This window comes from Paracoccus sp. UBA889, from assembly GCA_002294185.1.
Lineage (GTDB): Bacteria > Pseudomonadota > Alphaproteobacteria > Rhodobacterales > Rhodobacteraceae > Paracoccus.
The window spans coordinates 38,612-57,637 of the sequence record DBFD01000074.1 but is presented as its reverse complement, the minus strand read 5'-3'; the positions used below and the strand labels follow the sequence as shown (position 1 = coordinate 57,637).

The following is a 19,026-nucleotide window of genomic DNA, read 5'->3' as shown; positions in this document are numbered from 1 at the left end:
CAGGCCGATAGCCGCCTCCGGGCTACAGCCAGTTCTTCCAGCGCAGCACCAGCCACGTTCCCCCGGCCGTTGCCGCCATCAGCAGCAGCGCGGCGGGATAGCCCCATGCGGTGTCCAGTTCCGGCATCGAGGTGAAGTTCATCCCGTAGATGCTGGCGATCAGCGTCGGCGGCAGGAAGAGGGCTGCGATCACCGACAGGATGCGCACCGTGTTGTTCTGTTCCAGATTGATCATGCCCAGGGTCGTGTCCACCGCCAGACTGACCCGTGAGCCCAGAAAATCGGCATGGACTTCCAGCGCCTGGATGTCGCGCATATGGCCCCGGATCACCGGGCGCAGCCTTTCGGGTTCGGGCCGTTCGTCGATGGTCGCGGTATAGAAGGCCAGAATCCGTTCGACCGTCAGCAGGCCAAGGCGCACCCGAGCCATCAGGTCCGCCTCGCGCCCCACCTCGCGCAGCGCCGTTTGCAGGCGATCGGCCGTGCCGCGCGCGCGGCGCCCGGTCGCGCCGGGGCGGCTTTCGAACACGCCCGCGGTCGTCTCGTCCAGCAGCCGACCCGAATTTTCGAGGATGTCGGCCAGGCGCGCGATGATCTCTTCCACCAGCCCCGAGAACAGCCTGTCCACCGTGCCGCAGCCAAGGGTCGATCGTTCGGCCCTCGCGGGAAAGGTCAGGAACGGCCGGGGCGCATGGTGACGGACTGTCACCAGACGCTCGGACGACAGGATGAAACTGACCGGCATCGCCGCGCGCTGGCCATCAGCGCGTTCGCCGGGCAGAACGGCCGTCATGTAGTCGAAGCCGTCCTCGCGATACAGACGGTTGGAGATCTCGATTTCTTCCATCTCGGCCAGACTGGGAACCTCGAGGCCAAGCTGGCGTATCTGCGTCACCTCGTCTTCGGTGGGAACGACCGCGTCGATCCAGACGGCGCGGCGCAGATCGGCAAGGTCCGCCAGACGCGACAAGCGGCCATTGCGAATCTCGTAGGCGTAGATCATCGGCAATCGTTCCCTTGCGGTCCGGGTCTAGATTTCGGCGCCGCGCAGGAAAACGGCCAGATCGGCGACATTGGTGCCTGTCGGTCCGGTTTGGACCAAACCGCCTGCGGCGGCAAGCGCGGGGGTGGAATCGTTGTCGGCAAGCACCCGGTCCAGATCGATGCCCGCCGCCTCGATCCGCGTCAGCGTACCGGGATCGACGATGCCGCCTGCTGCCTCGCCCGGCCCGTCGCGGCCGTCGCTGCCGACCGAGGCAAAGCACCAGTCACCCTTCAATCCCCCTTCCGCCGCAGCCCGCGCGAACCGCAAGGCCAATTCCTGATTGCGTCCGCCCATGCCCTTGCCGGTCAGGCGCACGGTCGTCTCGCCACCGAAGACCAGCGGAACACCGGGACGTGCCTGCCGCGCCGCAGCGACCAAGACACGGGCGCAATCCTCGACATCGCCCTCCAGCGGCACGGCCCCGTCACATCCTCCGGCTGCGACCATGGCCTGAACGCTGTGCCTGTTCGAGCCGACAAGAATATTGCGCGCCTCGGGCAGATCGCCGCGATCATCGGACCGCGACAGGGCGGCGCGGACAGCATCGGGCAGCCGATCCCATATCTCCAGCGCGCGCGCCGTCCGTGCCGCTTCGGCGATGGTTCCGATCGGCGCGACCGTCGGCCCCGAGGCCACCACCCGCAGATCGTCACCCGGAACATCCGAAAGGATCAGCGCCGTGATCGGCGCCGGCCCCTGACGCAGCCAGCCGCCGCCCTTCAGTCGCGACAAGGCCTGCCGGATCAGGTTGGTTTCGCGGATGTCGGCGCCCGATGCCAGCAGCAGCCTGTTGACCTCTTGCTTCTCGGTCAGGGTCACCCCCTCGACCGGGGCGGGCAACATCGCCGAACCGCCGCCCGAGATCAGCGCCAGGATCCGATCTGCCGGGCGGCTTTCAGCCAGTCTCTCCGCAACCCGGCGGGCGGCCTGCGCGCCGTCCTCGTCCGGCACCGGATGCCCGGCGCGCAGCACCTCGGCCCGCATCAGCGGCGCATCGTTGCCGGCATTGGTCACGATCAGCGTCTGCGCGTCGGGCAATTGCTTCATCGCCGTCATCGCCATGGCGCGCGCGGCCTTTCCCACTGCAATAATCCGCCAGGAACCGCCTGAACGCGGCGGATCAGCGATCACCGACGGCATGGCCGCATTGACGGCCAGCGACGGATCGGCGGCCCCGATCCCGATCCAGACAAGCGCAAGCGCCTTCGAAGCCAGAGGATTGTCTGTCTTGGTCATGGCTGCATATTCCGGGATTTGCGGCCGGATGGAAAGAGCCCCGGAGCAAGCCCGACCGCCGCCGGCCGCATCATCGAACAGCCGGGCGCCATGAAAAAGGGCGCCTTCCCGGCGCCCCTCGCTGTCGCGCGTCAAGGATCGGCCCTAGACGCTGTCGCGAAAATAATTGTCGATCTCGCGATCGGCCTCGTCCTTGCTCCAGCCGTATTTCTCCTGAAGCTTTCCAGCCAGACGATCCTTGTTGCCGTCGATCTGATCCAGCTCGTCATTGGTCAGTTCGCCCCACTTTTCCTGGACCGAACCCTTGACCTGTTTCCACTTGCCTTGGACAACATCCCAATTCATAGCGACCTCCTTTGGTCTTGATGATCGCGGGAACAACGGCCGGACAGAGGCCGCGGTTCCAAGAACCAACATAAGTCAGTTCACCAGATCGCGCGCCCGTCCTCCGTTGCGATGGTCCAGCAGATTCTGCAATGCCCGCATCCCCATATCCGTCCGCACCGTTTCCGTGGCCGTGCCCAGATGCGGCAGCAGGGTGACATTGGGCGCCTGAATCAGGGCCTGCGGAATGTGGGGTTCGGCCTCGTAGACATCCAGCCCCGCCCCGGCGATCGTTGCGCTGTTCAGTGCCTCGATCAGCGCCGCTTCCTCGACCACGTCGCCCCGCGCGATATTGACCAGATAGCCCGCCGACCCCAGGGCGCGCAGTTCCGGCCCGCCGATCATGTGCCGGGTGCCGCCGCCGCCGGGAACCGCGACCACTGCCACATCAGCGGCCGCCAGGGTCTCGCACAGGCCGGGCATCTGCTGGGCGGGAATATCCAGCGAGGAAACGGTCGAGCGGTTGTGAAAGACGACCCGCATCCCGAATCCCAGATGGCAGCGCCGGGCGATCGCCTTGCCGATCCGGCCCATGCCGATGATGCCGACCGTCGCGCCGCTGACATGGCCGCCCAGAAGCTGCGTCGGGTTCCAGCCGGTCCATTTGCCCGCGCGCAGCAGCGCCTCGCCCTCGCTGGCCCGACGCATCGCCATCAGGATCAGCGTCAGCGCGATATCGGCGGTGGCGTTTGTCACCACGTCCGGCGTGTTCGAAACCGCAACCCCCGCCGCCCGCGCCGCGGCAATGTCGATATGGTTGTAGCCGGCGCCGAAATTCGCCAGCATCCGGCAGCGCAGATCGCCGCCGGCAAAGGCACCCGCCGTGAAGGCGTCGCCCAGCGTCGGCAGGATCGCGTCATAGTCGCGCAAGGCCCGCGCCGCGCCCGCCTCGTCCAGCGGCGTGTTGTCGCGGAAGGTCGCATCGAACTGCGCGGCGATGGATGCGGTCGCCCGATCCGTCATCGGGCGCGTGACCAGAAGCTTCATCAGAACAACCTTCCCCCGTCAGGCACGGACAGATCCGGCGCGATCAGCACCACCTCGCCGGCATCGTCGGGCACGCCCAGAACCAGCACCTCGGACATGACCGGACCGATCTGGCGCGGCGGAAAATTCACCACGCACAGGGCCTGCCTTCCGACCAGGGCTTCGGGTGTATAATGTTTCGTGATCTGGGCCGAGGATTTGCGCTGGCCCAGTTCCCCAAGATCCAGCCACAGTTTGATGGCTGGCTTTCGCGCCTCGGGGAAAGGTTCGGCCCGGACGATCGTGCCGACCCTGATATCGACCTTCATGAAATCGTCGAAACCGATCATCATGCGCGGTTTCTCGCATCGGCAGGGCGCAACGGACCCTCAGGCCCGTCCGAAGGCTTCGCCCAGGGCGATGTCCAGCGCGGCTGCGGGTTCCGCGTTGCCCCAGCCGACCAGCTGGAACGAGGGATAGAACCGTTCGCACCCGATCAGGGCATTGCCGATCATCCGGTCGACCTGCTCGGCCGAGGCGACCTGATCGCCGGCCAGAACCAGCCCATAGCGCCAGACCATCAGCCGTTGCTGCGCCCAGAAGGTGAAGCCCCCGTCCCAGACCTGATCATTGGCCAGGTTCAGCGTCTCGTAGACCAGCGGCAGCTTGTCGGCTGGCGGGTCCATGTCGAAGGTGCAGATCAGGCGCAGCACCTCTTCGCGCGGCGACCATGCCAGCGTCAGCGAATAGCTGCGCCACTGCCCCTCGACCACCATCGCGATCTGGTCGTCGGCGAGACGGTCGAAATCCCATTCGTGATGGGCGGCGACAGCCTCTACGATATCGATGGGATGGATCTCGTCGCTGGGAATGAAATGATCGGTCTGAGCCATAGCCTGGATCCTGCCTCTCTGCGGGAGCGATTCTGTCGCCGCTAACCCTCGGTCTGTGGACAATACCGGGCATAGGTGCCCGAATGTTCCTACCATATATCGTGGGCGCGAATCTCTCGCGAGTAAAGTGAAAATTCGTTAACGAATGGCGTGGACGGAACGGGGAGAACGGCATGGACCGCGATCACGGGGGCGATATCGACCGCGCGGCGCGGCGCTTTGGCACGGGGGACTGGCTGGACCTTTCGACCGGGATCAACCGCAGGCCATGGCCGGTTGGCACCCTTCCCGATCACGTCTGGCGGGCCCTGCCGACCGCCGCGGCCCGCGATCGTCTGATCGGTGTCGCCGCCGGCCGGCTGGGTTGCGATCCTTCCCGCGTGCTGCCGGTCGCCGGCGCCTCGGCGGCGATCCAGCTGTTGCCACGGCTGCTGCCGCGCGGACGCGCCTCGGTCCTGGCGCCCAGCTATAACGAACACGCGGCCAGCCTGCGCGCGGCGGGCTGGACGGTCGACGAGGTGAAAGACCCGCAGGACATGGCGGGGGCGGATCTGGCGGTTCTCGTGAACCCGAACAACCCCGACGGCCGCGAATGGCGGCCGCAAACCCTCGGCCGCCTCGCGGGCCGGGTCGGCCATCTGCTGGTGGACGAAAGTTTCGCCGATCCACGCCCGGACTTGTCGCTGGCCGCCACATGTCCCGACAATACCCTGATTCTGCGCAGCTTCGGCAAGTTCTGGGGCCTCGCGGGCCTGCGCCTCGGCTTCGTCATCGCCGCCCCCGCCATCCTTTCGCGGATCGCCGAAGAATCGGGGCCCTGGCCCGTCAACGGCCCCGCGCTCGAGATCGGCGCCAGGGCCATGGCCGATCGCGACTGGGCCGAGGATGCGATCCTTTATCATTCCGAGGCCAGCCTGCATCTGGACCATGTGGCGCAGCGCGCCGGATGGCAGCCCTTGGGCGGCACTCACCTGTTCCGCCTTTATGACACGCCGGATGCTGGACAGGCGCGCGACGGCCTGGCCCATGCCCGTATCTGGACCCGCCGCTTCCCCTATTCGCGCCACTGGCTTCGCCTTGGCATTCCCGGCAGCGCCGCCGAATGGGACCGGCTGCAGGATGCCCTCGGCCGCCTCGCGCTCTTGCCAAATACCTCGGGGTGAATTGGCCGCAGGCCAAGAGGGGCAGCGCCCCTGCCGGCACGCCGGCAAGGACAAGCCGGCTTTGTGTCTCGCCCTCGGCTGCGCATTGTGTAAGCTGAGCAAAAGCCGAACAGGGACGGATCATGTCGATCAAGGCCAGCATCTACCACCTGACCCACTACAGATACGACCGCCCGGTCAGCCTGGGTCCACAGATCATCCGCCTGCGGCCGGCGCCGCATTCGCGCACCCGGGTGCTGTCGCATTCGCTGAAAGTCTCGCCCGCGGATCATTTCGTCAATCACCAGCAGGATCCCTTTGGAAACTGGCTGGCCCGCTTCGTCTTTCCCGAACCGGTGCGCGAATTGAAGATCGAGGTCGATCTGGTCGCGGACATGAGCATCCACAACCCGTTCGACTTCTTCGTCGAGGACAGCGCCGACCAATGGCCTTTCGATTACGCCCCCGACCTGGCCGAGGAGCTGGTGCCCTACCGGCAGGCCGAACCGGCGGGACCGCTGCTGCGCAAGCTGCTGGACAGCATCCCGCGCCAGAAGACCCGAACAGTCGATTTCGTGGTCAACCTGAATGCCCGGATCGCGGGCGAAACCGGCTATACGATCCGGATGGAGCCGGGCGTCCAGACGCCCGAGGAAACGCTGTCGCTGAAAAGCGGATCCTGCCGCGATTCCAGCTGGCTGCTGGTCAATGCCCTGCGCCACCTGGGTTTCGCGGCGCGCTTCGTGTCGGGCTATCTGATCCAGTTGAAGCCCGACCTGAAGGCGCTGGACGGTCCCTCGGGCACCGAGGTCGATTTCACCGACCTTCATGCCTGGGCCGAGGTCTATCTGCCCGGCGCGGGCTGGATCGGGCTGGATCCGACATCCGGCCTGCTGACCGGTGAAAGCCATATCCCGCTGGCCGCCGCGCCGCATTACCGGTCCTGCGCCCCGATCAGCGGCGCGGCCAGCTTTGCCGAGGTCGATTTCAACTTCGACATGCAGGTGCGCCGGGTGGCCGAGCATCCGCGCATTACCAAACCGTTCAGCGACGAGGCATGGGCCAGCCTGGACCGGCTGGGCGAGACCGTCGATGCCGCCCTGCGCAAGGGCGATGTGCGCCTGACCATGGGCGGCGAGCCGACCTTCGTGTCGATCGACGACTTCGAAAGCGAGGAATGGAACACCGCCGCCGTCGGCCCGGCCAAGCGCGTCCTGGCCGACAAGCTGGTTCGCAGGCTGCGCAAGCGTTTCGCACCGAACGGATTTCTGCATTACGGGCAAGGCAAATGGTATCCGGGCGAAACCCTGCCGCGATGGACCTTCTCGATCTACTGGCGGCGGGACGGCCAGCCGGTCTGGCAGAACCCCGACCTGATCGCGCAAGAGGTCGACGAGGGCGCGGTCACGCCGTTGCAGGCGCAGGAATTGCTGCGCGAGGTCGCGCGGGAACTGGATGTCAGCGACGCCAATGTCATGCCCGCCTATGAAGACCCGGCCGAATGGCTGGTGCGCGAAGCGAAGCTGCCGCCCAACGTGACGCCCGAAAACTCGAAGCTCGACGATACCGAGGAACGGCACCGCATCGCCGCCGTCTTCGATCGCGGCCTGACCGAACCCGTCGGCTTCGTGCTGCCGGTGCAAAGCTGGCAATCGAAATCCCACCTGCGCTGGTATTCGGAAAAGTGGCGGCTGCGGCGCGGACATGTCTTCCTGGTGCCCGGCGACAGCCCGGTCGGCTATCGCCTGCCGCTGAATTCGCTGCCCTGGCTGCCACCCTCGGTCTATCCCTATATCAACCCGACCGATCCCGCCGTGGACCGCCCGCCCCTGGCCGATCCGTCGCCGATCCCGCCGGCGCGCAAGTCCCAGCCGATGGCCAGTTTCGTGGCCGGCGGCCCGGTTCAGGGGGTCGTCGAACAGGGCCAGCCCCGGGGCGATGGCGAACACGACCTGTCCGGGCTGGTTCGCACCGCGCTGTCGGTCGAGCCCAAGAACGGCCGGCTCTGCGTGTTCATGCCCCCCGTCGCCACGCTGGAGGAATACCTGGATCTGCTGCGCGCGGTCGAGGCCGCCGCCCTGCGGCTGGATCTGAAGGTCCATGTCGAAGGCTATGCGCCGCCGCACGATCCGCGGCTGAACGTGATCCGTGTCGCCCCCGATCCCGGCGTGATCGAGGTGAACATCCATCCCGCCGAAAGCTGGCAGGATTGCGTCCGGATCACGCAGGGCGTCTATGACGATGCCCGCCAGTCGCGGCTGGGGGCCGAGAAATTCATGATCGACGGCAAGCATGCCGGCACCGGCGGCGGCAACCATGTCGTCGTGGGCGGCGCGACCACGAATGACAGTCCGTTCTTGCGCCGCCCGGATCTGCTGGCCAGCCTGATCCTGTACTGGAACCGCCATCCCTCGCTGTCCTATCTGTTCTCGGGCCTGTTCATCGGTCCGACCTCTCAGGCCCCGCGCATCGACGAGGCCCGCCACGACGCGCTCTACGAACTGGAAATCGCGCTGTCCCAGATCCCCGCGCCCGGTCGCGGCCCCGCCCCGCTGCCATGGCTGGCCGACCGGCTGTTGCGCAACATCCTGACGGATGTGACCGGCAACACCCACCGGGCCGAGATCTGCATCGACAAGCTGTATTCCCCCGATGGCCCGACCGGGCGGCTGGGACTGGTCGAGTTTCGCGGCTTCGAGATGCCGCCCGATGCGCGGATGAGCCTGGCCCAGCAATTGCTGCTGCGCGCCCTGATCGCGCGGTTCTGGAACGAACCGCTGACCGGTGATCTGACCCGCTGGGGCACGGCCCTGCATGACCGCTTCATGCTGCCGCATTTCGTCTGGACCGATTTCTGCGACGTTTTGCAGGACATGACGAACCACGGCTTTCCGATGCAACGGGAATGGTTCAGGGCGCAGGCCGAATTCCGCTTTCCCTTCTGCGGCGAGACCCAGGTCGAGGGCGTGCATCTGGAACTGCGCCAGGCGCTGGAGCCGTGGCACGTCCTGGGCGAGACCGGCGCGCTTGGCGGCACCGTGCGCTATACCGACAGCTCGACCGAGCGTTTGCAGGTCAAGCTGTCCGCCGCCGATCCGACCCGCTATCAGGTGCTGTGCAATGGCCGCGCGCTGCCGCTGACAGATATCGGCGCGGGCGAGGCCGTGGCCGGTGTGCGTTTCAAGGCATGGCAGCCCGCCTCCGCGATGCATCCCGTCATCCCGGTCGATGCGCCGCTGACCTTCGACATCTTCGACACCTGGTCGGCCCTCGCGCTTGGCGGCTGCGTCTATCACGTCGCCCATCCCGGCGGGCGCAACTACGAGACTTTCCCCGTCAACAACAACGAGGCCGAGGCGCGCCGACTGGCCCGGTTCCAGCCGTTCGGCCATCGTCCGGGCCATTTCCATGTCGTCGCGCCCGAACGGCCGCATCGCGAATTTCCGATGACGCTGGATCTGCGGCGCGCGGTCGGGATCTGAGGCATCATGCCGGGCGATGTGCGGATCGACGGCCTGAACGGGGCGGGGCGGGGCCTCTATCGCGCGCTGCCGGGACTACCCGACGAGATGGTCGATGCCGAAGGCGCGATCCGCCCGCTGTGGCGGCGTCTGGCCGGCCATATCGGCGCCCTGGACGCCGAGGCACTGACCCGCGATCTGGCCCGCGCCGACCGGTACCTGCTGGATAGCGGGGTGTTCTTTCGCCAATACGGCGCCGGGCAATCGACCGAGCGGACATGGCCGCTGAGCCATATTCCCGTCCTGCTGTCCGAGGCCGACTGGGCGCAGATTTCGGCCGCCCTGATCCAGCGCGCCGATCTGCTGGAATCGGTCATGGCCGATCTTTACGGACCGAATGATCTGGTCGCCTCGGGGCGGCTTCCGGCGCAATTGGTGGCTGGCAATCGCGAATGGCTGCGCCCCATGGTGGGGGTGCGGCCGCGTTCGGGGCATTACCTGCATTTCCTCGCCTTCGAACTTGGCCGGGGACCGCGCGGCAATTGGTGGGTGCTGGCCGACCGGGCACAGGCGCCTTCGGGGGCGGGCTACGCGCTGGAAAACCGCGTCGCCACCGCGCGCGCCTTAGGCGAAGTCTATGGTCAGGAAAACGTGCACCGGCTGGCCGGCTTCTTTCGCGATTTCCGCGATGCGCTGCTGGCCCAGGCCGGGCGCGGCGGCGGCCGGGTGGCGATCCTGTCCCCCGGCCCGATGAACGAGACCTATTTCGAACATGCCTATATCGCGCGCTATCTGGGCATCACGCTGGTCGAGGGCGGCGATCTGGCGGTTGCGGGCGACCGGCTGACGGTGCGAACCGTCTCCGGAATGCGGCCGGTCGAGGTCTTGTGGCGCAGGCTCGATTCCAGCTATGCCGATCCGCTGGAACTGGATCCGGCCTCGCGGATCGGCACGCCCGGCATGGTCGCGACCCTGCGCGCCGGGCAGGTCACGATGGTCAACCAGATCGGTTCGGGCGTGCTGGAAACGCGCGCGCTGATGGCGTTCCTGCCGAAACTGGCCCGCGATCTGACCGGCACCCCGCTGGCCATGCCCAATATCGCGACCTGGTGGTGCGGCGATGCCAGCGCCCGCGCCGCCGTCCTGGATGCGCCGGACCGGATGTTTCTGTCGGACGCGCTGGCCACGGCGATGCCCTTCGACCGCAATGCCGACCAGATCCGCGCCTCGGACCTGGCGCCCCGGGCGCTGGCGGCGCGGCTGGCGGCGCGGGGGTCGGATCTGGTCGCACAAGAGGCGGTGACGCTGTCCACCACGCCGGCGCTGGTCGAGGGGCGGCTGGTGCCGCGTCCGATGTCGATGCGGGTCTATCTGGCGCGGACCGAACAGGGCTGGACGGCCATGCCCGGCGGCTTCGCGCGCATCGGCGCATCCGAGGACGCCTCGGCCATCGCCATGCAGCAGGGCGGCAGCGCCGCCGATGTCTGGGTCATCAGCCCAGAACCCGTGGCCGCGGTGACGCTGAGCCGCCCGGCCCGTGCCGACCGGCCGCGGCGGACGCCCGGCGCCCTGCCCGCGCGCGCCGCCGACAACCTGTTCTGGCTTGGCCGCTATGTCGAACGGGCCGAAACCATCGTGCGGCTGATGCGGGCCTATCACGGCCGCCTTGCCGAAGGCGATGCGACCAGCGATGCGCTGAGGGCGGCCGCGACGCCGCTGTTCCGCCTGATGGGCCTTGCAGCCGACAAGGGCATTCCGCAGGCATTGCTGGACAATCTGGCCGCCGCCATTGCCAGCGCCGGCGCGGTGCGCGACCGTTTCTCGCCCGATGCATGGCTGGCGCTGCACGATCTGGACCGCAGCGCCCGGCGCATGGCATTGCGGGTAACGCCGGGCGACGACGCCGCCCGCGCGCTCAGCGCGCTGTTGCGCAAGCTGGCGGGCATTTCGGGACTGGTCCACGAGAACATGTATCGCTTTACCGGCTGGCATTTCCTGTCCATCGGCCGGCTGCATGAACGCGCCATGGGCATCTCGGCGGCGCTGGCGGTTCTGGCCGATCCGGATGCGCCCGAGGGGGCGCTGGATCTGGCCATCGACATGGCCGACAGCGTCCTGACCCATCGCCGCCGCTTCGCCACCGCGACCACGCGCGAAACGGTGCTGGATCTGCTGGCGCTGGATGGGCTGAACCCGCGCGCGCTGCGCCATCAGATCGACGGCTTGCGCGACCAGATCGACGCGCTGCCCGCCGCCAATGATCACGGCGCCCTGTCGCCGCTGGCCCGGGCGGTTTTGCGCCTTCACGCCGAGATCGCCACCGCCGAACCCGAGGCACTGACGACCGCGGCATTGTGGTCGATGCGGTCGCGGATCGCCGCGCTGTCGGATCTCTTGACCACGGACTACTTCCACTGATGCGATATCGCCTTCGCCTGACGCTTCGCTATGATTTTGCCCGGCCAACCGGCGCCGGGCGGCAATTGCTGCGGATCTGCCCGACAACGATCCCCGCCATCCAGAGCGTCGAGCGCTGCGAGGTCGAGATCACCCCCGCCCCGGTCGAGCGCGGCACCTTCGCCGATTTTTTCGGCACCGAGGTGATCCAGTTGGTCCTGCCCGCCGGCATGACCAGTCTGAGCTTCGAGATGACCGGCCAGGTGACGCGGCACGGGATCGATTCGGTGCTGGACCTTTCAGCGCCCCTGCCCCGCCTGGCCCCCGAGTTGGCCGAGATTGCCGATCTCGGCCGCCATTCGCCGCATCATTTCCTGCGCCCCTCGCCGCGCATCGCCCCCGAGCCAGACATCGCCGCCTTCGCCGCGCGCGCGACCGCGGGCGCCCCCACGGCGCGTGCGGCGACCGAGAGGCTGGGCCTTGCGCTGCACGAGGTGATGCGGTTCGACGCCAGTGCCACGCAGGTCGATACCCCCATCGCCGAGGCGTTCCGACACCGCCACGGCGTCTGTCAGGATTTCTCGCAGATCATGATCGCGGGCCTGCGCGCCCTGGGCATTCCGGCGGGCTATGTCTCGGGCTTTCTGCGCACGCAGCCGCCGCCCGGACGGCCCCGGCTGGAAGGCGCGGACGCGATGCATGCCTGGGTCCGGGCCTGGACCGGGATCGAGGCGGGCTGGACCGAATATGATCCGACCAATGCCTGTTTCGTCTCGGCCGATCATGTGGTGATCGGCTACGGCCGCGACTATTCCGATACCGCGCCGATCACCGGCTCGCTGCGCCTTTCGGGCAGCCAGATCGGCAGCCACGGCGTCGATATCGCCGAGATCGGCTGAGCCCGCTTGCACCGGGCCCGACCGCGTGGGAACATCCTGCTGTTCGCAACACGGAAGCTTGGGATGTGCCCCACCGCCATCTTGCTTGCGCTGCTGGCAGGCCCCGGCGGGCCCGCCATCGCCGCCGCGCCCCCTGATCCCGGCCGCGGCGCGGCCCGGTCGGGATGCCGACGGATGCAGAACCTTTCCATTCCCGCCCTGGATGTCGTTGTGAGAAAGCGCAGAGAACACGAATGATGGACGAGCCCAAGGACTGGCTGGAAGCCGAATTGCAGGACACGCTGGACGAGGACATCGAGATCGAGCTGGAAGACGCGATCCTGTCCGAGGAGGTGCGCCGCATCTATCGCGAGAACCATCCCGAACAGATGCCGCGCAGCCGCTATTTCCACGAGCTTCTGCGCCTTCAGGCCGAACTGATCCGGCTTCAGGACTGGGTCAGCTATCACAAGGAAAAGGTCGTGGTCCTGTTCGAGGGCCGCGATTCCGCCGGCAAGGGCGGCGCGATCAAGCGCATCACCCAGCGGCTGAACCCGCGCGTGGCCCGCGTGGTGGCCCTGCCCGCCCCGTCCGACCGCGAAAAGACGCAATGGTATTTCCAGCGTTACGTTCCGCATCTGCCGGCGGGCGGCGAGATCGTGCTGTTCGACCGATCCTGGTATAATCGCGCGGGCGTCGAACGGGTCATGGGCTTCGCCTCGGACGACGAGATCGAGCAGTTCTTCCAGGACGTTCCCGAATTCGAACGGATGCTGGTCCGGTCCGGGATTCGACTGGTGAAATACTGGTTCTCGGTCACCGACGAGGAACAGCAGATGCGATTCCTGATGCGCATCCATGATCCGCTGAAGCAATGGAAGCTGTCGCCGATGGATCTGCAAAGCCGGGTCCGCTGGGAAGCCTATACCAAGGCCAAGGAAGAGATGTTCGAACGCACCAACATCGCCGAGGCGCCGTGGTACATCGTCCCCGGCAACGACAAGAAACGGGCCCGCCTGAACTGCATCAGTCACCTGCTGGGGCTGATGCCCTATACCGATGTGCCCCATGAAGAGGTTCATCTGCCGCAACGCGTCTTCAACCCCGATTACGAGCGCGAGGTGCTGCCGCGCGATCTCTACGTGCCGCAGAAATACTGAGACCGCCGCGCGGTCCGACCACGGAGACATGGCGAATGCTGGGCTTCCAGATCTGGGACGTCTTTACCGAACGCGCGTTCAGCGGCAATCCGCTGGCCGTGGTTTCGGACGCGGACATCCTGACCACGGCGCAGATGCAGGCGATGGCGCGCCAGTTCAACCTGTCCGAGACGATCTTCGTCATGGCACCGCGCGATCGGGCCCATACCGCGCGGGTCCGCATCTTCACGCCGACCGCCGAAATACCCTTCGCGGGCCATCCGACCATCGGCTGCGCCCTGCATCTGTCGAAGGGGCGCGACATGCGGATCGTGCTGGAGGAAAAGGCCGGGCCGGTTCCGGTCCAGGTTCGCGACGGCCAAGCGGATTTCATTGCGCCGCGATTGCCGGTCATGCTGCCGGGGCGGGCCGAACCCGGCCTGATCGCGCGGGCGCTTGATCTGCCGGCGGATGCGATCGGGCCAGACGGCCATCAGCCGGGCATCTGGCAGGGCGGTCCGGCATTCCTGTTCGTTCCCATTCGCGATCCGGCCTCTCTGGCCGCCGCCCGCCCGGTCGAACCCTGCTGGTCGCAGGCGGTGGTGCCGGGGATCGTGGGCGCCTATCTCTATACCCCGGATCGGGGCGGCTATCGCGCCCGGATGTTCGCGCCCACGGCCGGCATACCCGAAGACCCGGCCACCGGTTCGGCCTCGGCCATCCTTGCCGGGCCGCTGCTGGCATCGGGCGTGCTGAGCAGGGGCGAGAACCGGATCGCGCTTCGACAGGGAATCGAGATGGGGCGACCCTCGCGGATCGGCCTGACCGCCATCGTGCGGGACGGCGCCCTGACCGAAATTCGGATTTCTGGCCGGGCGGCGAAGGTCGCGGAAGGCCGCATCACCATACCGGAGGTCGAATGAAGGGTTATTGGATCGCGCATGTCTCGGTCGATGATGCGCAGGCTTACGAGGCCTACAGGCAGGCCAATGCCGCCGCCTTCGCGAAATACGGGGCGCGGTTTCTGGTCCGGGGCGGGCCGCAGGACGTGGTCGAGGGTGCCGCCCGGCCGCGCAGCGTGGTGCTGGAATTTCCCTCGATCGAGGCGGCTCGGGCCTGCTATCACAGCCCGGAATACCGGAGGGCCAAGGCGCTGCGCGATCCGGTCTCCCAGGTCGATCTGGTGATCGTCGAGGGCTGGGACTGAGTGCTTGCAGCCGCCGACAAATCCCATAAGATCACGTGCATGTTCCGCAATCTCCTGTCCCGCCTCTTTGCCGACGATACCGACGACGCACCCTTGCAGGCTCAGGATGCGGAGGTCGCGATCGCGGCGCTTCTGGTCCGGGTCGCCCGGGCGGATGATCGCTACGAGACCAGCGAAAGGCAGCGGATCGACCAGATCCTGGCGCGCCGCCGTGGTCTGAACATGGCCGAGGCCGCCGAACGCCGCGCCGTTGCGGAAATGATCGAGGCCGAGGCCCCCGACACGGTGCGCTTTACCCGGCTGATCAAGGACCGGATCCCGCTGGAGGACCGCGCCGGCGTCCTGTCGGCCATGTGGGAGGTCGCCTATGCCGATTCCCGCCGCGCCGCCGACGAAGAGACGCTGATCCGGCTGGTGGCGGGATTGCTGGGTATCCCCGATCGCGATTCCGGCCTGCTGCGCCAGCGCGTGCTGGAAGGTCTGGGCCTGAAATCGGGCTAGAATCCCAGCCGGTCGCGCAGCCCGTACCACGCCATTCCGGCAACCAGCAGCGGGCTGCGCAGGACGCGGCCGCCGGGAAAGGCGCGCGTGGGAACGGCGGCCATCGCATCGAAGCCCCCGGCCTGGCCGGTCACGGCCTGTGCCATCAGCCGGCCCGCCAGCGTCGCCATCGCGACCCCGTGCCCCGAAAAGCCGCTGGCCGACAGGCAATTCGGCGCCGGCCGGGCGAAACAGGGCATCCGGTTCATCGTGATCGCCAGAGTCCCGCCCCAGGCATGGGTCAGCCGCACGCCTTCAAGCTGCGGATAGACCGACAACAGGTGCGGTTGGACCACCGAGGCGATGTCCTGGGGAAACTTGTAGCGCACGGTCTCGCCACCGCCAAAGATCAGCCGGCGATCCTCATCCATCCGCCAGTAATTCACCACGAACTTGGTATCGGCGACGGCGCTGCGTTCGGGCAGGATCTCGGGGAAATCGTCGCCAAGGGGTTCGGTCGCGACGATGTAATTGTTGATCGGCATGACCCGCGCCGCGACCTTCGGCGCAAGATTGCCGATATAGCCGTTCCCGGCCAGGATGACGTGATCGCAACGGATCTTGCCGGTGTCGCAGTGAACGACACTCTTGTCGGTCGCGCTGCGGGCATGGGTGATGCGGTGGACATGGCTGTCCTCGAAGATGCGCGCGCCGGCCTCGGCGGCCAGCCGCGCCATGCCAAGCGACAGGTTCAGCGGATGAAGATGGCCCGCACCGCGGTCCAGATCGCCGCCCCGATAGGCGCTGCTGCCGATCAGCGCGGCAAGCGCGGCACGGTTCAGCGGCTGCACCTGGTCATAGCCGTAATCGCGGGCCAGGCGTTCGGCCATGCGCGCGGCGTGATCGACCTCTTCGTTGCTGCGGCAGGCATGGGCAATGCCGTCGCGGATCGGCAGATCCGCCTCGGCGGCCAGGGCGCGAACCAGCGACTTCGCCTCTTGCGACAGATCCCACAGGCGACGCGCGGCCTCGCGCCCCAGGCGATCCTCCAGCCAGTCGACCTCTTGCCGCTGTCCCGATCCGATCTGTCCGCCATTGCGCCCCGAGGCGCCAAAGCCCACCCGATGCGCCTCCAGCAGAACGACGTCATGGCCCTGCCGGGCCAGGTGCAGCGCCGCCGACAGACCGCAATAACCACCGCCGACCACCGCCACATCGGCCCGCAACTCGCCGCTGATGCGCCCGAAAGGGTTCAGCACGCGCCGCGTATCGGCATAGAGGCTGGGCGGATATTCGCCGCGGCGGTCGTTCAGAAACAGCAGGCTCATACGTTCAGCAACAGATGTTCGCGTTCCCAGGGGCTGATGACCTGCAGGAATTCCTTGTATTCATTGCGTTTCACGGATTCGTAGACGTCACAGAATTCCTCGCCCAGCACCTCGCGCATGGGTGCGCTGTCAGCCATCAGATCCAGCGCGTCGCCCAGGTTATAGGGCAGTTCGTCATGCGACATGTAGGCGTCGCCCAGATATTCGGCGCGCGGGTTTTCGGCCTCGATCAGCCCCAGATAGCCGCAGGCAAGGGATGCCGCGATGCCCAGATAGGGGTTGCAGTCCATCCCCGCCAGCCGGTTCTCGATCCGCCGGGCCTCGGGGCCCGAGATCGGCACCCGCAATCCGGTCGTTCGGTTGTCGCGGCCCCATTCCAGATTGATCGGTGCGGCGAAATCCGGGACATAGCGGCGATAGCTGTTGACATAGGGCGCCAGCAGCGCGATCGCCGCCGGCAGATGCCGCTGCATTCCGCCGATGAAATGCAGGAAGGATTCGGTTTCGCGGCCCTTCTCGTCCGAGAAGATGTTGCGACCGGTGGCGACATCGATGATCGAATGATGCATGTGCATCGCGCTGCCCGGCTCGCCTTCGATGGGCTTGGCCATGAAGGTGGCAAAGCAGTCGTGGCGCAGCGCCGCCTCGCGGATCAGCCGCTTGAAATAGAAGATCTCGTCGGCCAGCGCGACGGGATCGCCGTGGTTGAGGTTGATCTCGACCTGGCCCGCGCCGCCTTCCTGCAGGATGCCGTCGATCTCGAACCCCTGGGCTTCGGCGAAATCATAGATGTCGTCGATCACCTTGCCGTATTCGTCCACGGCCGACATGGAATAGGCCTGTTTGGCGGCGGCGCGCCTGCCGGTGCGGCCCATCGGCGGGATGATCGGCTGGTTCGGGTCGATGTTGCGGGCGACAAGAAAGAACTCCATCTCGGGCGCGACGACCGGTTTCCAGCCCTTGTCCTGATACAGACCCACGATCCGCTTCAGCACGTTTCGCGGCGCGATCGGCACCGGCTTTCCCTGCTGGTCCATCGCGTCATGGATCACCTGCATGGTCCAGTCCGCCGTCCACGGCGCCGCCGTTGCCGTGCTGAAATCCGGGGTCAGAACCATGTCTGGTTCGGTGAAGGCCCCAGAGGGATTGTCGGCCCATTCGCCGGTGATGGTCTGCAGGAAGATCGAATTGGGCAGATAGAATTTTTCCTGCCGCGCGAATTTCGAGGCGGGCATCGCCTTGCCCCGCGCCACACCCGCGATATCGGCCAGGATGCATTCGACCTCGTCCAGCCGCCGACCCGCCATGTAGTCGCGCGCGGCCTGCGGCACCTTGCCGATCCAGTCGCTCATGCCACCCCCCGCTCATCGCCGCGCGCCAGGGCCCTTGGCTGCTTGAAGAACGCCTCGATCCGGTCGGCGATGCCGGATGCATCGCGGGCCTGCCCCATGCGCGCGGCGGCGCGGTCCAGCAGATCCTGCGGAACCACGCCCCTCGCGCGCGTGTCCATCAGGCCCTGCACGAAAGCGTCGTCGAATTCGGGATGGGCCTGCACGGTGAAGGCGCGGTCGCCATAGATCAGCGCCGCGTTCCGGCAGAAATCGCTGCGGCCGGCGACCTCGGCCCCCTCGGGCCGGCTGACCACCTGATCCTGATGCCAGGCGTTCAGTGTCACGGGCTTGCCGCCGAAATCGTAATCCTGCGCGCCCACGGCCCAGCCGTCGGGATGTTTGACGACCTTGCCGCCCAGGGCCTGCGCGATGATCTGGTGGCCGAAACAGATGCCGACCATCGGCACGCCCGCCGAATGGGCCTGCCGGATGAAATCCTCCAGCGGTGGAATGAAGTCGTGATCCTCGTAGGCCCCGTGGCGCGAGCCGGTCAGAAGCCAGCCTTCGGCCTCGTGAACGTCCGCGGGAAACTCCATCCCCTCGACATGCCAGGTCCGGAAGGTAAAGCCGCGTCCGTCCAGCAGACGGACGAACATGTCGGGATAATCGCCCAGTTCGTCCTTCAACTGCGCGGGCGACTGGCCGCATTGAAGTATGCCGATACGCATGAAAATCCTGCGATGTTGCCTATGGCGGAAGCCTAGTCTCGGCGCAGGGGGAACCGCAAGGGGGCGCGGCGGTCGCCAGCCCTTTGACGGTCTTTCGCAGCGCGCCGGCCGGATCTAGTGTGGCGCCGCACCACAGGGAGAACCGCCATGCCTCATCTGCGCCCCGAGATCGACCCCGAGGGGCTCGAGGAATTCTCGGTCGTTTTCACCGACCGCTCGCTGAACCACATGTCGCAAAGGTTCCAGCAGGTGATGCGCGACCTGTCCGCGACCCTGCGCCAGGTCTATGGCGCGGACCAAATCGCCATCGTGCCCGGCGGCGGCACCTATGCGATGGAATCGGTCGCCCGTCAGTTCGGCCGCGATGCTCATGCGCTGATCCTCCGCAACGGCTGGTTCAGCTATCGCTGG

17 protein-coding genes and 1 pseudogene are annotated in these 19,026 nt (G+C 66.9%); 9 read left to right on the top strand and 9 right to left on the bottom strand.

Annotation, left to right across the window (positions count from 1 at the left end):
- Nucleotides 1-22: 22 nt before the first annotated feature.
- From B4L36_RS14815 to B4L36_RS14790, 6 genes are all read right to left on the bottom strand, one after another.
- Nucleotides 23-1,003 (bottom strand): CorA family divalent cation transporter, encoded by a 981-nt coding sequence (locus B4L36_RS14815; protein WP_292958759.1) that lies wholly within the window; start codon nt 1,001-1,003, stop codon nt 23-25.
- Between the two features lie 27 nt (nt 1,004-1,030).
- Nucleotides 1,031-2,281: a glycerate kinase type-2 family protein gene (locus tag B4L36_RS14810; protein ID WP_292958757.1), complete on the bottom strand. Its 1,251-nt coding sequence runs from the start codon at nt 2,279-2,281 to the stop codon at nt 1,031-1,033.
- A gap of 144 nt (nt 2,282-2,425) precedes the next feature.
- On the bottom strand, nt 2,426-2,626 hold the full coding sequence (locus B4L36_RS14805) for a CsbD family protein (protein ID WP_292958755.1): 201 nt from the start codon (nt 2,624-2,626) through the stop codon (nt 2,426-2,428).
- 75 nt (nt 2,627-2,701) lie between these two features.
- Nucleotides 2,702-3,652 (bottom strand): NAD(P)-dependent oxidoreductase, encoded by a 951-nt coding sequence (locus B4L36_RS14800; RefSeq protein WP_292958753.1) that lies wholly within the window; start codon nt 3,650-3,652, stop codon nt 2,702-2,704.
- Nucleotides 3,652-3,981, bottom strand: a complete 330-nt coding sequence (locus tag B4L36_RS14795) for a tRNA-binding protein (RefSeq protein WP_292958842.1) — start codon at nt 3,979-3,981, stop codon at nt 3,652-3,654. Before B4L36_RS14795 ends, B4L36_RS14800 begins: the two co-directional genes overlap by 1 nt.
- A gap of 39 nt (nt 3,982-4,020) precedes the next feature.
- A complete protein-coding gene (locus tag B4L36_RS14790; RefSeq protein ID WP_292958751.1) occupies nt 4,021-4,524 on the bottom strand; it encodes a YbjN domain-containing protein in 504 nt (167 codons plus the stop codon).
- Nucleotides 4,525-4,697: 173 nt separating this feature from the next.
- On the opposite strand from B4L36_RS14790, the gene cobD reads away from it, so the two are divergent.
- From cobD to B4L36_RS14750, 8 genes are all read left to right on the top strand, one after another.
- Nucleotides 4,698-5,687 carry a threonine-phosphate decarboxylase CobD gene (cobD, locus tag B4L36_RS14785; protein WP_292958749.1) on the top strand — a complete coding sequence of 330 codons (990 nt, stop codon included), beginning with the start codon at nt 4,698-4,700 and terminating at the stop codon, nt 5,685-5,687.
- A gap of 122 nt (nt 5,688-5,809) precedes the next feature.
- Nucleotides 5,810-9,148, top strand: a complete 3,339-nt coding sequence (locus tag B4L36_RS14780; RefSeq protein ID WP_292958747.1) for a DUF2126 domain-containing protein — start codon at nt 5,810-5,812, stop codon at nt 9,146-9,148.
- Nucleotides 9,149-9,154: 6 nt separating this feature from the next.
- Nucleotides 9,155-11,545 (top strand): circularly permuted type 2 ATP-grasp protein, encoded by a 2,391-nt coding sequence (locus B4L36_RS14775; protein ID WP_292958745.1) that lies wholly within the window; start codon nt 9,155-9,157, stop codon nt 11,543-11,545.
- On the top strand, nt 11,545-12,423 hold the full coding sequence (locus tag B4L36_RS14770) for a transglutaminase family protein (protein ID WP_292958743.1): 879 nt from the start codon (nt 11,545-11,547) through the stop codon (nt 12,421-12,423). The genes B4L36_RS14775 and B4L36_RS14770 overlap by 1 nt, the downstream gene beginning before the upstream one ends.
- Before the next feature lie 236 nt (nt 12,424-12,659).
- Nucleotides 12,660-13,562, top strand: a complete 903-nt coding sequence (ppk2, locus tag B4L36_RS14765; protein WP_292958741.1) for a polyphosphate kinase 2 — start codon at nt 12,660-12,662, stop codon at nt 13,560-13,562.
- 35 nt (nt 13,563-13,597) lie between these two features.
- Complete coding sequence (locus B4L36_RS14760; protein WP_292958739.1) at nt 13,598-14,464, top strand: PhzF family phenazine biosynthesis protein; 867 nt, start codon at nt 13,598-13,600, stop codon at nt 14,462-14,464.
- Nucleotides 14,461-14,748: a DUF1330 domain-containing protein gene (locus B4L36_RS14755; protein ID WP_292958737.1), complete on the top strand. Its 288-nt coding sequence runs from the start codon at nt 14,461-14,463 to the stop codon at nt 14,746-14,748. Before B4L36_RS14760 ends, B4L36_RS14755 begins: the two co-directional genes overlap by 4 nt.
- Nucleotides 14,749-14,787: 39 nt before the next feature.
- Complete coding sequence (locus B4L36_RS14750) at nt 14,788-15,249, top strand: TerB family tellurite resistance protein (protein ID WP_292958735.1); 462 nt, start codon at nt 14,788-14,790, stop codon at nt 15,247-15,249.
- On the opposite strand, the gene B4L36_RS14745 is transcribed toward B4L36_RS14750, so the two are convergent.
- Genes B4L36_RS14745 through B4L36_RS14735 form a run of 3 tightly spaced genes read right to left on the bottom strand, consistent with a single transcriptional unit; the run spans nt 15,246 to nt 18,615 of the window.
- Entirely contained in the window at nt 15,246-16,556 is a 1,311-nt protein-coding gene (locus tag B4L36_RS14745) for an NAD(P)/FAD-dependent oxidoreductase (protein WP_292958733.1), read from the bottom strand. The genes B4L36_RS14750 and B4L36_RS14745 overlap by 4 nt on opposite strands.
- Nucleotides 16,553-17,908 carry a glutamine synthetase family protein gene (locus tag B4L36_RS14740; RefSeq protein ID WP_292958731.1) on the bottom strand — a complete coding sequence of 452 codons (1,356 nt, stop codon included), beginning with the start codon at nt 17,906-17,908 and terminating at the stop codon, nt 16,553-16,555. Before B4L36_RS14740 ends, B4L36_RS14745 begins: the two co-directional genes overlap by 4 nt.
- The gene (locus B4L36_RS14735; protein ID WP_292958729.1) at nt 17,905-18,615 is read right to left on the bottom strand and encodes a type 1 glutamine amidotransferase; all 711 of its coding nucleotides are present in this window, start codon (nt 18,613-18,615) and stop codon (nt 17,905-17,907) included. Before B4L36_RS14735 ends, B4L36_RS14740 begins: the two co-directional genes overlap by 4 nt.
- A gap of 147 nt (nt 18,616-18,762) precedes the next feature.
- On the opposite strand from B4L36_RS14735, the pseudogene B4L36_RS14730 reads away from it, so the two are divergent.
- Nucleotides 18,763-19,026, top strand: a pseudogene (locus tag B4L36_RS14730) (alanine--glyoxylate aminotransferase family protein); the annotation flags it as partial.

Coding starts and splice junctions, on each gene's coding strand:
- B4L36_RS14815 (WP_292958759.1), bottom strand. CDS start 1,003: ATGATCTACGCCTACGAGATTCGCAATGGCCGCTTGTCGCGTCTGGCG.
- B4L36_RS14810 (WP_292958757.1), bottom strand. CDS start 2,281: ATGACCAAGACAGACAATCCTCTGGCTTCGAAGGCGCTTGCGCTTGTC.
- B4L36_RS14805 (WP_292958755.1), bottom strand. CDS start 2,626: ATGAATTGGGATGTTGTCCAAGGCAAGTGGAAACAGGTCAAGGGTTCG.
- B4L36_RS14800 (WP_292958753.1), bottom strand. CDS start 3,652: ATGAAGCTTCTGGTCACGCGCCCGATGACGGATCGGGCGACCGCATCC.
- B4L36_RS14795 (WP_292958842.1), bottom strand. CDS start 3,981: ATGATCGGTTTCGACGATTTCATGAAGGTCGATATCAGGGTCGGCACG.
- B4L36_RS14790 (WP_292958751.1), bottom strand. CDS start 4,524: ATGGCTCAGACCGATCATTTCATTCCCAGCGACGAGATCCATCCCATC.
- cobD (WP_292958749.1), top strand. CDS start 4,698: ATGGACCGCGATCACGGGGGCGATATCGACCGCGCGGCGCGGCGCTTT.
- B4L36_RS14780 (WP_292958747.1), top strand. CDS start 5,810: ATGTCGATCAAGGCCAGCATCTACCACCTGACCCACTACAGATACGAC.
- B4L36_RS14775 (WP_292958745.1), top strand. CDS start 9,155: ATGCCGGGCGATGTGCGGATCGACGGCCTGAACGGGGCGGGGCGGGGC.
- B4L36_RS14770 (WP_292958743.1), top strand. CDS start 11,545: ATGCGATATCGCCTTCGCCTGACGCTTCGCTATGATTTTGCCCGGCCA.
- ppk2 (WP_292958741.1), top strand. CDS start 12,660: ATGGACGAGCCCAAGGACTGGCTGGAAGCCGAATTGCAGGACACGCTG.
- B4L36_RS14760 (WP_292958739.1), top strand. CDS start 13,598: ATGCTGGGCTTCCAGATCTGGGACGTCTTTACCGAACGCGCGTTCAGC.
- B4L36_RS14755 (WP_292958737.1), top strand. CDS start 14,461: ATGAAGGGTTATTGGATCGCGCATGTCTCGGTCGATGATGCGCAGGCT.
- B4L36_RS14750 (WP_292958735.1), top strand. CDS start 14,788: ATGTTCCGCAATCTCCTGTCCCGCCTCTTTGCCGACGATACCGACGAC.
- B4L36_RS14745 (WP_292958733.1), bottom strand. CDS start 16,556: ATGAGCCTGCTGTTTCTGAACGACCGCCGCGGCGAATATCCGCCCAGC.
- B4L36_RS14740 (WP_292958731.1), bottom strand. CDS start 17,908: ATGAGCGACTGGATCGGCAAGGTGCCGCAGGCCGCGCGCGACTACATG.
- B4L36_RS14735 (WP_292958729.1), bottom strand. CDS start 18,615: ATGCGTATCGGCATACTTCAATGCGGCCAGTCGCCCGCGCAGTTGAAG.